This is a genomic window from Oceanobacillus sp. M65 (genome assembly GCF_052246275.1).
GTDB lineage: Bacteria > Bacillota > Bacilli > Bacillales > Amphibacillaceae > Oceanobacillus_B > Oceanobacillus_B jordanicus.
The window spans coordinates 21520-34061 of sequence record NZ_JBQQCJ010000004.1 but is presented as its reverse complement, the minus strand read 5'-3'; the positions used below and the strand labels follow the sequence as shown (position 1 = coordinate 34061).

The window sequence follows — 12542 nt, the reverse complement described above, 5'->3', positions numbered from 1 at the left end:
CCTTTTTACATTTAGGCTAAGTCCAGTATGCGCAAAGCGTAAACGCGTTATTAAGGATCTTTTTCCCTTGCTAAAAGTCCTTTATTTATTTGCTGAAAGGATCGATTACATGACAAAAAGACACATCGAGACACAACTGGTGCAGCTGGGTAATCATAGCGACCAAAAAACCGGTGCAGTAAACCCGCCAATTTATTTATCAACAGCTTACCAGCACCAAGGACTTAACTTGAGCACTGGATACGACTACACAAGGACAAAAAATCCAACTCGATCCATTCTTGAGGAAGGGATTGCAAACTTGGAAGCAGGAGATAGAGGGTATGCCTGCAGTTCGGGAATGGCTGCCATTCAACTAGTCTTATCCCTTTTCCGCTCAGGAGATGAGATTATTGCGCCAGAGGATCTATATGGAGGAACCTATCGTTTACTTCAGCATTATGCCGATACCTATAATATCCAAACTACTTACACGGCGTTTAACGACGTTAAAGAAACAGAACAAGTCATTACAGGAAATACTAAAGCCTTGTTTATCGAAACTCCAACAAATCCGTTAATGCAAAAAATTGATATTCAAGAATACGCGACTCTTGCCAAGAAACACAACCTATTATTAATAGTAGATAATACGTTCTTAACTCCTTATCTCCAGCGTCCACTGGAATTGGGTGCTGACATTGTTATCCACAGTGCAACCAAATACATTGGCGGGCACAACGATGTACTAGCTGGCTTAGTTGTCGCAAACGGAAATACGATTTGTGAAAAATTGTCCGAGTTACATAATGCCTCTGGCGCTGTCTTGTCTCCATTTGATTCATGGTTATTGATCAGGGGTTTAAAAACCCTTGCGTTAAGAATGAGACAACATGAGGAAAATGCAAAGAAAGTTGCTGCGTATTTAGCAAATGAACCGATGGTAACGGATGTACTTTACCCTGGCTATGGGGGGATGCTTTCTTTTCGCCTAAAAGAAAGTAAATGGATTGGAGCATTTTTGGAAAATCTGCAGTTAATCACCTTCGCCGAAAGTCTAGGCGGAATCGAAAGCTTTATAACCTATCCGGCTACACAAACTCACGCTGACATTCCAGTTGCAGAACGAACACGTCGTGGTATTTGTGATCGGCTATTACGATTTTCAGTTGGCATTGAAGAAGCGGAGGATATTATTGGAGATATGAAGCAGGTGTTTTCGAGTCTAGAAAAAAGAAGATTAAATTAGAAACATAGAAGAAAAGACCTCTCAACAGTTCAGTGAACTAATGAGAGGTTTTCTTTAATAGTTTATTTTATGGGGTATCAAAAAGTGGAAGATAGTAAAATGTTAAACGAAAAAGTTGGAATAAATTAACCAAGCCACTTTGAAAGATTAGGCAGTGTAAGTGGGAGAATAATCCCTTCACCACGCAGTTCAGTTTACTCCTAGTTGTAGCAATTTATATCTTTCTGATGGACTAAGGAGATAATAAATTTTCGTTCCGTTGTTTAGATGTACAATATAAGTTTCTCAAGCTCAAACTTCATTTACGACCGCTCAATATTCACCACCAAATTATTAGTATCGTCCAGCTCTTCAACCACCCAATTCCCGGACAGCACCTGCTTTAAATCCACTAATTGCTCACTATTTAAATTTAGATTCCGAATTCCTGTTTCCGTCAATTCATAGTCCGTTTCTCTCTCTTTTCCAAATCGGAGCCGTAATAAATTTTTCAATCCATTAAACGTAACAAATTTCACCCGATAACCTTGTGAAAGGATCCTCTTAAATCCTTCCATATCTTTCTCAGCAAATTTAACCAGTTCCTGAAAATCAAAATTCCTATTGAGCTCCTGCCAGGCTTCGGTCTTTCCCTGCTCTATTTGGGTAAGAATTTCCTTATCGGATATGCCGTTACTTCTCAATGTTTCAATCATATAAGCATCCATTAATGAAATCTTATGTAACTCCAATCGTATTCCTCCTCTATTGATTGTTTTCTATAAAGTGAAACTACAATTAGTGGGGGATTCATTCATCCAGCCCTGATTGTTAGTTGATCGAATCGGGGTGTTAGCTTCCGTTTTCCTCCCACTTAAACATCATGGTTTCACTTCATGGTTGGAAGTGGGAGTCTTACGGACGGTTACTCGGAGATAAGTTGTTTCTTTTCAATATTTATTGGATAAAAACAAGAGACAAGATGACCATCGTTTCCATCCTTTGCTTCCAATATTGGAGTGTTTGTTTTACAATATTCTTGCGCGAATGGACATCTAGTGTGAAATACACAACCTGTTGGTGGGTTGGCTGGTGAGGGTAACTCACCACTTAACACAATTCGTTCGCGCATTTTTTCTTTTTTCGGATCTGGCAACGGAATAGCCGACAGTAACGCATTGGTATACGGATGTCGTGCATCATTGTAAAAAGATTCACTATCGGAGATTTCCATTACTTTCCCTAAATACATAACCCCAACTATGTCTGCAGTATGCTTGATAACCGATAAATCATGGGCTATAAACACATACGTCAAATTAAGCTCTTTTTGCAGATCTTCCAGCAAATTAATAACCTGTGCCTGTACGGAGACATCCAATGCACTAACTGGTTCATCCAAGATTAATAATTTCGGATTCAAAGCAATTGCACGAGCTATCCCAATTCGCTGCCGCTGTCCACCAGAAAACTGGTGAGGTAATTTATGATAATCATCAGCTTTTAATCCGACAAGATCCATTAATTCCTTAACTCGACGCTCCAAATTATTGGTCATACGATAGGCTTTTAATGGCGCGCCTATAATATCGCCTGCTTTCATTCTTGGGTTGAGACTTGTATATGGATCCTGATATACCATTTGAATATTCCGTCTGAGCTGATGCATCTCTTTATGAGAGTAATGAAGTATACTTTTACCTTCAAATAAAATATCTCCAGATGTGGGCTTTTGCAGTCCAACGATTGTTCGAGCAAGTGTACTCTTTCCACAACCTGACTCCCCCACGATTCCAAGGGTTTCCCCTTTATTAACTGTTAAATTAACACCATTAACAGCCTTTACGTGTTTTTTCGTTTTTTGGAATACTCCACCTTTAATTGGAAAATGCATGTTCAAATCACGAATCTCAAGCAAGGCTTCTGACATCTTAGAGCACCCCTTTCCTATCTGCAGATTCAAGTCGCTCTTTCTCTGTCTCAAATTCCTGTTCTGTCAAGATACAAGCCACCCAATGCCCTTCTTTCCTTGGCATTAATTCGGGATCTATCTCCAGACATGTTTCTGTCGCAAAGGGACATCTTGGATGAAAGTTACACCCTTTTGGTGGGGACACGAGATTTGGTGGCTGTCCTTCAATATTAATCAGTCGCTGTGCTAATCCGTCCAAACGTGGCAAGGAACGCAGCAGTGACCAGGTGTAAGGCATCGACGTACGATAGAATATATCGTTTACAGATCCTTTCTCTACAATTCGTCCAGAATACATAACTAAAACCTTTTCAGCCATTTGTGAAATGACACCTAAGTCGTGACTAATGATTATAATTGCTGTACCGTACTTCTCTTGAATTCCTTTCATTAATTCTAATATTTGTGCTTGAATCGTTACATCTAGTGCAGTTGTAGGTTCATCTGCAATTAATAGTTTCGGATTACCAGCCAAGGCGATCGCAATTAACACCCGTTGCCTCATCCCGCCAGAGAAGTGGTGTGGATAATCATCCATTCGCCTTTCAGCATCAGGAATTCCCACATCTTTTAACAATTCAATAGCCAGGGCTTTTGCATCCTTACGCGACATTTTTTGATGGGTCAAAATGGCCTCTACCAGCTGTGCACCAACTTTAAAAACTGGATTTAGGCTGGACATCGGGTCCTGAAATATCATCCCAATTTCATTTCCGCGAATCTTACGGAGCTGCTTTTCTGAAAGCTTTAGAAGATTGCTTCCTTCAAACAAAATTTCACCTTCAGGGTAAAAAGTAGGTGGATTTGGGTTCAGCTGCATGATGGAATTTGCTAACACACTTTTTCCGCTTCCAGATTCACCAACGATTCCGAGGGTTTCGCCAGCCCTCACCGTAAAGGAAACTCCATCTACCGCTTGGACAATTCCCTCGTTGGTGTCAATCTGTGTTTTAAGGTTTTTTACCTCCAGCACTGTCTACTCCTCCTTTTATTTAAAAATAAAATCTTTATGCTACATTTATTTGTTTTTTTAACCGTCCTTTTTTCCTATTTACCTTACCTTTTGCATGAGGATCAAAGGAATCACGTAAACCATCTCCAAGAATATTTAGGGTAAGCACCGTTATAACAATCGCAATACCTGGAAAAATAGAAAACCAAGGTGCAATGGAGATATAGATCTGCGCTTCTTGAAGCATATTGCCCCATGTCGGTGTTGATGGTTCCACCCCAACTCCTAAAAAGCTTAATGCCGCTTCTGCCAAAATAGCTTTGGCAAAAATAAAGGTTCCCTGTACAATAATTGGGGATAGTACATTTGGTAAAACATACCGGAATAATATAACTAGATCGCCGATACCCGAGGTTTTCGCAGCTTCAACGTACTGAATTGAATTAATTTGCAGAACAGCCGAACGGACAATCCTCGTCATAACTGGCCAAAAAGAGAAAGACAGTGCAATGATAATATTTGTTACACTGCCACCCAGCGCGGCCACTAAAGCTAGTGCTAGCAGTAAAGATGGAAAAGCCAGCATTCCATCAATAATTCGCATAATAACGAAATCAGCTCTTTTATAATATCCTGCAATTAAGCCGGTAATCGTTCCTAATACAGTGGAAATCAGTGCAACCGATAAACCGACTACTAAAGAAACACGTGCAGCAACCACCGTTTGTGCTAAAATATCTCTACCAAAATGATCCGTACCAAACCAATGATCAGCAGAGGGTCCAATCAACCTTTTTGCCGAATCCATTTCGGATGGTAAAACCGGCAACCACCATGATGCCGTTATAGTCGCAACAGTAAACAATAGTAATAGACTTGCTGAAATTAGATTTCGTTTTTTCTTAAACATATAGAGCCCCCCTTTTTCAATAGAAAGAAAGTATATACATCAGCAGCGACATTTCTTGAAAGGCAGAGCCATGAACGTCTCCAGCGCCCAGCAAGCTTCCTGCACATCCGTACACTAAAAAAGGATCAGTCGTACCTGATTCTAGGGTCCAGAAATGCATATAACAGGTCGATTAGCAGATTCACAAAGACATAGACTACAGCGATGAAAAGAACAACACCTTGAATCACCGGATAATCTCTTCGGTGGATGGAGTCAATCAATAGCTGCCCTATGCCCGGGATGGTGAATATAGTTTCTATAATAACCGTACCACCAAGTAATCCTGCAATCATTACACCGATAACCGTAGTGGTTGGGATAAGTGCATTGGAAAGTACATGCTTCATCAGAACTACGCTTTCCCTTACACCCTTTGCACGGGCCGTTTTTGTATAATCTTGATTCACTGACTCTAGCATCCCGTCTCGAAGCATCCTAGCAATAAGGCCAATTTCCACACTGGCTAGGACAAATGCTGGTAAGATCAAATGATAGATCCAGTCACCTAATCCAACATCAATTGCAACATATCCTGCTACAGGGAATATTGGAACAGCTACACCTAATCCCAAGACAAGCAGCATGGCAAACCAAAATTCCGGAATCGACGCTCCCAAAAGCGAAGCAGAAGTAAACAGAGGATCCAGTATGGTATTTCTGCGCCAAACGATAAAAACTGCAGTTGGGATAGCAATAATTAATGTTAAGCTCATTGCTGTAATCATCAAACTGAATGTAGGACCAACCCGCTCCATAATCACTTGTATAACAGTCTCAGAGGAATAAATGGATTGGCCAAGGTCCCCCATTAATATATTTTTGATCCAGTCAACAAACTGTACAGCCATTGATTTATCCAATCCTAATTGTTTCTCAAGCTGCGCAATCGCTTCTGGTGAACTGTCTTCTCCAAGAATGAGATAGGCGGGATTGCCTGGTGTCAAATGGACAATTAGAAAGACAATGACACTTACAATTAGCATAACTGGTATGATTGAAAACAATCTGCGTATCGTGTATTGTAGCAACGTATTTCCTCCTTACCTCAATATATATGTAAAGGGAAGTCACGTCATTTTCACTTCTTGACATGACTTCCCACCAATAAAAATTATTCACTCTTCCATGTATTCCAGAATCGCTGACCAACCCAACTATCATATGCTTGGATTTTCTCACTCTTAATATCCAATTTAGTCTCATTTGCAATCTTCAAGAAAGGAAGTTCATCATTTACCGTTTGGTTCATGTCAGCTAGGATTTCTTCTCTTTCCTCTGGGGACTCTGCAACACTCCATGCATCTAGAAGACTTCCCCACTTCTCACTGTTATACCAACCACTGCTTGAGGTGTCTTGAATCAGCATTCCTAATTCACTAGGCGAGAATCGGGTAGACCATCCTACAACAACTAAATCCCAGTTCGCAGGGTCGCTCCATTTTTCCAGGTAGGTCGCCCATTCATATGGCACCAGTTCCACTAGAAAACCTACCTCTTCCATTTGTTGTTTCATAATTTGTGAGATTCGTTTATATGTTTCTGAGTCATTGGAGTACATAATCTTGATTGGTTTTCCGTTATAATCAGATTCTTCCAGCAGTTGTTTTGCTTTTTCTTTATCATATGCTAAATAATCTTCTGTTCCTTTATCGCTGTATAGTACTTTCTGTTCTGGATCAAACAGCGCTCCGTCCATACTGTAAAAATCTTTGTTACCATACGTTGACTCAGCAATAACTTCTTTATTCAGTGCATAATTCAATGCTTGTCGAACTTTTAGGTCATCAAAAGGTGCTTCCGTTTTATCTGGTGTAGTAACGGAATATCCGTTAATATAGGTTACTGGATCTATGCTTGGTTCACTTTCCACGACTTCATACAGATCCGGTGGAATAGACTGTGCATAATCATAGATTCCTGTTTTCAGACCATTAATCATTACCTGGGGATCCTTTACAATAAGGAACTTGATTTCATCAAAGTATGCAATTTTTTCACCTGTTAAACCACCCCAGTCTTCTTCCTTACGTGCTGAATAATCTTCAAAGCGAGTTAGTACAATTTCATTACCTCGTTCCCAATTTTCAAACTTAAATGGCCCTGTACCAATGTACTGTTCTGCTGTCAATGGTCTTTCACCAGCAGCTTCAGAAATTTCTTTTGGTATAATCATTAATGCAGATTTTGGAGCCGCCATATCTGACATTAATGAGTTGTATACTTCGTTTAATGTAATTTCTACAGTTAACTCATCGACTGCTTCGACTGCTTCAATGTAATCATTTGCTATTGTTCCAACAGACGAAACTTTGCGCCAGCGCTCAATTGATGCTACAACATCTTCAGCGGTAACCGCAGATTTATCATGGAACTTAACACCTTCACGAATTGTAATGGAATATACCTTTTGGTCATCACTTACCTTATAATCTTCTGCAATCATTGGTTTTATTTGATAATCCTTATCTAAAGTAAACAATGTTTCAAAAATATGCCATCCGACATCTCTAGTTGCCGTTGCGCCAGTAGACATCCAGTCAAGTGTATCTGGGTCAGAGGAAAATGCGACATTCAGCGCGCCACCTTCAATTGGTTCCCCAGTAGCTTGTTCTCCTGAATTAGATTCACCATCTGAATCATCCTGACTTGTACAGCCGAATAAAACGAATATAAATAACAATGCTATTATTAGCAGATGACTTCTTTTCATTTAACTATTTCCTCCTTCGTTTACTTCATTCATCCTAGAAAAGGTAGTGTGACACTATCTTCGCAAAGGATTTACTGATATTTACCAAAGCCCTTTCATCAAAATCAAATTTCGGATGATGATGTGGATAATGGGTAGCTTCATCTTCGTTCTGTGAGCCAACTTTAAAATACGTTCCTGGTTTTTGTTCTAAGAAATAAGCAAAATCCTCTGCCCCCATCGTTGGTTCTAGCTCGACAATATCTTCTTCCGTAAAAGTTTCTGATAATAGTTCATGTACTATCTTGGTGTCTTCTTTATGGTTGTATAATGCTGGGTAACCCCGGAGATAATCAATTTCATAGTCAGCATGAAAGCCGCTCGTAATCCCTTTCACAATAGCGTTTATTTCCGATTCGACCTGGTTACGAACTTCTCCATCAAACGTTCTGACTGTCCCTTCAATTTTCGCCGTGTCTGGAATGACATTAAAAGCATTTCCTGCATGGAAGACACCAATGGACACAACCGCAGATTTCAGCGGATCGACACTACGACTGACAATTTTTTGCAATCCTTCCACTACACTGGTTCCAATAACTAGCGAATCTATGGTGTGATGTGGTCTTGCTCCATGTCCACCACGTCCTTGAATAGTAATCTCGAATTTATCAACAGCTGCCATCTGATAACCTTCTCCGACCCCTATTTTCCCTAATGGAATATCAGAAGCCAAATGGGCACCAAATACATAATCTACGCCTTCCAGAATTCCTTCTTCTATCATAAACTTCGCACCACCAGGCGGCTTCTCTTCTGCAGGTTGGAAAACAAAAAGAATGCTTCCTTTTAATTTTTCCCGATACTTACTAAGTGTACGTGCGGTACCCAACAAAGCAGAGGTATGACCGTCATGGCCACAAGCATGCATGACTCCCGGATTGGTGGATTTATACGGAACATCTTTCTCATCCTTAATTGGGAGAGCATCAAAATCAGCTCTCAATACGATCGTTTTCCCGTTTTTTTCCCCCTTAAGCACTCCAATTAACCCATTTCCTCCAATTTGCTTCTTTACTTCTAATCCAAATTCGGTTAGTTTTTCTTCTATATACTTTGCTGTATGTACTTCTTCAAACGAAAGTTCCGGATGTTGGTGCATGTACCTTCTCCAGTTCTTCATATCTTCCAAACTATTATCTAATTCAACAAAAATGGATGCTAGGTTCTCCTTCTGTTGTACTTTACTCACCTTAATCCCCCTTTTTTCTCAATAAAAAAATGACCACTTTTCTTATTAGAGGTCATTTACTTAAATTCAAACTTAAGCACTGCCTCTTATCTTTCAGACGTAAAGTCTGCTGGAATTAGCACCTTATGATTGTTAATCAACGGTTGCCGAGGTTTCAGCGGGCCAGTTCCCTCAACCTCTCTAAATAAGAGTTTCATATTAAATTGATGAATCTTATTCTATCCCGATAATTCCTAGTTGTCAACTAGGTTTAGTTATATTTTTAGATTATTCTTTTTTCTCTGAACGAACTACTAACTTTTATTAGAGTATATGGGCTTATTTAAAAAGAGATTATTAAAAGAGGATATCAGTATGATCCCAATAAATAGCTACTTTTAATTATCAAGTAATGAATTTGGGTAACGGATGTAATAAACCCAGGTAATGGGGGGATGCTCTCATTTTCCTAAAAGAAAGTAACTGGATTGGTGCATTTTTTTGGAAAATCTGCAGTTAATTACTTTCGCCGAAAATCGGAGGAATTAAAAGCTTTATAACTTATCCAGCTACCCAAACCCATGCTGACATTTTCGGTTGAAGAACGGACCCGTCCATTTGTGATCTGCTATTACGCTATTCAGTAGATATCGAAGAAACGGAAACGACCTGAAGCAAGTTTTTCAACTTTAGAAAAAGAGGAGGTCAAAATATGAGGAAGCTTAGTTATACACAAAAGAGTTAATTTTACACAATCATACAGTAAAATAAGTTGGCTTGATATTGAGGCCTCTGTGAGCGCGATTTCCACGCCAGGTAGCCAGCAAAATTTTTTAGGACATACTGTCAAACCAAGTGAGGCTATCTGCTCACTTCTACATGCAAAGCTGAGTCTCTACTGGATTATACTGCTATCTGCGTTTTTTAAGCTCTTGCGATTTTTTAAAACTATACCACTGTGTATTCTTTTACGGTTGCGCCAACCTTCTATATATATAAATAACCCTATGTTTGCAGCCCTAAAATCTGAGTATTTATCCATATATACTGTTCGGGATTTCTCCGTGTCCAGTAGTTGGCTTCACACTAGCAAATAAAGTCGCGTATTTAGCTTAGCGTTAGCCCATTCGTTCAGAGGCTATTTCATTTTTTTGACAAGTGCTTTATGATCAACCGCCTTTGGTGGTTCTTCTAGCCAAGCATGTTTAATCATTAGGTTAGCACCATCTTCCGCATACAAAGCAATCTCTGCTGAAAGTCTTGTATATGTTGCACTTAAATCCATTCTTTGGCAAGTTCCTGCGGCAGTACCGTAATTCCCAATTCCTACTGCAATTAACGTAGTTGTATGAAACATCATTAACTTATCGGAAAAAGGTGCAACCGTACTATCCATAACGTGAGAATCCCAACTCATTGCTGCGGGGAGATCTTCATCAGTTAAAGTTGAACTAAATTTCTTCAAATGCTTATTAGATATCCCCCTGCCTTCTACAAGGAATTGTTTGACATCTTTATCTTTACAAACTTGTGCAAATGCCAACATCATTGCTTTACCCATTGCGTTTGTTTGAATGTTGATAAAAAGATGAGTAATTTCAATAAATGTTAATGGTCGTTTATGAGAACCTAAAAAATCAAATAGAAAACCTTGTTTATCCACAAAATCAACTTTTTTAGGGCTTGCTATTTGCGGTGGTCGGACATATACACCTTTTGATATTAAAACTTTTCTTGACTTATCATGTAATTCAGAAACAGAAATAAGTAAATTTCTAAAGAAGTTACTTACATCAGACCGTGCTGAAACTCCAATTGCTACTCCAATACTCGCCATTGCTATTACTTCCAATTTTTGTATATACATAAGGATAAATACGTCGGAAAATAACCTTGGTGCATTCACATTTACATCTTTATTCGTAAAGCCGACTGGTATCGGATGGTTTTCTTTAGTAAAAATCTCCGTAATAATCTTAATGTCCTTTTCTGCTATACTTAATGAATTTTCTATTAAGGGAAGGATTTCTTTATCTTCACATATGCTTTTAAAGTATTTCATTACACAAACAGCTAAGCTATCGTTTATATATTGTGTCCAAAGAAAACCCATTTCTGAAGCAGTAAGCGGAATGTTATGTTGAGTCAATACTTTTTCATCATCATTTGTATTTGTCATTCTAACACTTTCCTCCTCAATATTGCCAAATCCTTTTCCTAATATTTTATGATGGTATTTAAACCCAAACATTATTCATTATCACACTAAATTCTCTTTACTTTTTTAACTGTGTATATATTAGTATCGCCATAACGTCCTTTTCCCCAAAAAGGACGTTATGCATTTCCATCCTTATTGATTACTTCAAGAGTAGAATCGGTGATTGATATATTTGTATTGCACAGAAACCCATTATCGCTTAAAAAATCACCACAAACTTAGAATTATTTCAGTTAACTCTTTGAGGATCGGCTTCATTTGATTCTGAACTTATGGACCTTTACTCTTTAATTTTAAACTTTGACCATTTCAATTTTGCTCTTTACTAAATTAAATTTAAATCTCAACCTTTTTAGAAATATAATAGCTATACTTCTCTTTTTCACTTTAATCCGTTAAGAATTTTATATTAGTACCCATTGTTTCTTCCATCACTCTCCCAAGGTCCGTCCCCATGTAAAACTCTATGTTTACAAGGTTTTGAAAGTCAAGTAAAGATAACTATACTTATAAGGTGAATAATCGCAAAAGAGGGTGAATCCCAGATGAAATTAAGAGAGCACAGAAGCTTTGTTGGTTTTTGGTTTGCATCGACAACTTCAAGCTTTGGCACATATATTACAACTCTTGCGCTTCAGATATTAGTGGTTGGTAATATGGGGGGCAGTGCTGTTCATGTTGGCTGGGGTTCAGCATCTAGATTGCTTACGTATGTACTTTTAGGATTAATAGCAGGGGTTTTAGTTGATCGTTTTCACCGAAAGACTGTATTGGTGGTAACAGATATAGGGCGCAGCATTATACTTACCTTCATTTGCTTATTGTCTATCACAGGCGTAATCAGTATGGGCTGGCTAATGTTACTGCTAGCGCTCTTTGGTGCTTTGTCTCTTTTTAATGATTCTGCCTACCAGTCCTTTGTTAGAACAAAGTTCAGCCATGGCGGAAACGAGTGGTCCAGCTATTGGAGGCGGACTTATTTCTTTAATCGTTGCACCTTCGCCCTTCTTTTTGATGCCTTATCGTATTTGTTTTTAGGTGTATTAACGGCAACGATTCAACACCAACCTTTAAATAAAGTGAAGACTCGACCACTTAGTCAGCAGATCAAGGAAGGTTTGTGATGGGTCTACCAACACCAATACCTTCGCACACTCGCTTTAAACACGCACGCCTGGTTTCTCTTTCATAGCAAGACCATGACGATCTTAGTACAATTGTTTTGATTGAGATTGGCTACGATGCTTCCCTTCTTGGGTATATCCTCGCCGCTGCAGGTGTTGGTGCTGTCGCAGGAACCTCACTATCTCCTCGATCA

At 39.0% G+C, this 12542-nt stretch carries 10 protein-coding genes, 1 pseudogene and 1 riboswitch; of the genes and pseudogenes, 3 read left to right on the top strand and 8 right to left on the bottom strand.

Annotated features, from left to right (window positions below; genetic code table 11):
* Positions 1-109: 109 nt before the first annotated feature.
* Complete coding sequence (locus ACTWPF_RS15275) at positions 110-1228, top strand: methionine biosynthesis PLP-dependent protein (RefSeq protein WP_443149669.1); 1119 nt, start codon at positions 110-112, stop codon at positions 1226-1228.
* A 302-nt stretch (positions 1229-1530) separates the two neighbouring features.
* Here the strand turns inward: ACTWPF_RS15275 and ACTWPF_RS15270 are convergent, their stop codons facing one another.
* The 7 genes from ACTWPF_RS15270 to ACTWPF_RS15240 form a co-directional block, all read right to left on the bottom strand.
* Positions 1531-1959, bottom strand: coding sequence for a hypothetical protein (locus ACTWPF_RS15270; protein ID WP_238022158.1), 429 nt, complete (start codon positions 1957-1959; stop codon positions 1531-1533).
* A 173-nt stretch (positions 1960-2132) separates the two neighbouring features.
* Complete coding sequence (locus ACTWPF_RS15265; protein WP_443149668.1) at positions 2133-3137, bottom strand: ABC transporter ATP-binding protein; 1005 nt, start codon at positions 3135-3137, stop codon at positions 2133-2135.
* A gap of 1 nt (position 3138) precedes the next feature.
* Positions 3139-4104 (bottom strand): ABC transporter ATP-binding protein, encoded by a 966-nt coding sequence (locus ACTWPF_RS15260; protein WP_443149876.1) that lies wholly within the window; start codon positions 4102-4104, stop codon positions 3139-3141.
* Between the two features lie 82 nt (positions 4105-4186).
* On the bottom strand, positions 4187-5041 hold the full coding sequence (locus ACTWPF_RS15255) for an ABC transporter permease (protein ID WP_238022155.1): 855 nt from the start codon (positions 5039-5041) through the stop codon (positions 4187-4189).
* A 125-nt stretch (positions 5042-5166) separates the two neighbouring features.
* On the bottom strand, positions 5167-6111 hold the full coding sequence (locus ACTWPF_RS15250) for an ABC transporter permease (RefSeq protein ID WP_443149667.1): 945 nt from the start codon (positions 6109-6111) through the stop codon (positions 5167-5169).
* An 83-nt stretch (positions 6112-6194) separates the two neighbouring features.
* On the bottom strand, positions 6195-7793 hold the full coding sequence (locus ACTWPF_RS15245) for an ABC transporter substrate-binding protein (RefSeq protein ID WP_443149666.1): 1599 nt from the start codon (positions 7791-7793) through the stop codon (positions 6195-6197).
* A 34-nt stretch (positions 7794-7827) separates the two neighbouring features.
* The gene (locus tag ACTWPF_RS15240; RefSeq protein WP_443149875.1) at positions 7828-8955 is read right to left on the bottom strand and encodes a M20 metallopeptidase family protein; all 1128 of its coding nucleotides are present in this window, start codon (positions 8953-8955) and stop codon (positions 7828-7830) included.
* A gap of 152 nt (positions 8956-9107) precedes the next feature.
* A riboswitch (SAM riboswitch) is annotated at positions 9108-9215 on the bottom strand.
* A gap of 210 nt (positions 9216-9425) precedes the next feature.
* On the opposite strand from ACTWPF_RS15240, the pseudogene ACTWPF_RS15235 reads away from it, so the two are divergent.
* Positions 9426-9676, top strand: a pseudogene (locus tag ACTWPF_RS15235) (PLP-dependent transferase); the annotation flags it as partial.
* Between the two features lie 465 nt (positions 9677-10141).
* Here the strand turns inward: ACTWPF_RS15235 and ACTWPF_RS15230 are convergent.
* Positions 10142-11182 carry a DUF3231 family protein gene (locus ACTWPF_RS15230; RefSeq protein ID WP_443149665.1) on the bottom strand — a complete coding sequence of 347 codons (1041 nt, stop codon included), beginning with the start codon at positions 11180-11182 and terminating at the stop codon, positions 10142-10144.
* A gap of 587 nt (positions 11183-11769) precedes the next feature.
* Here ACTWPF_RS15230 and ACTWPF_RS15225 point away from each other — a divergent pair.
* Entirely contained in the window at positions 11770-12348 is a 579-nt protein-coding gene (locus ACTWPF_RS15225) for an MFS transporter (RefSeq protein ID WP_443149664.1), read from the top strand.
* Positions 12349-12542: the final 194 nt, after the last annotated feature.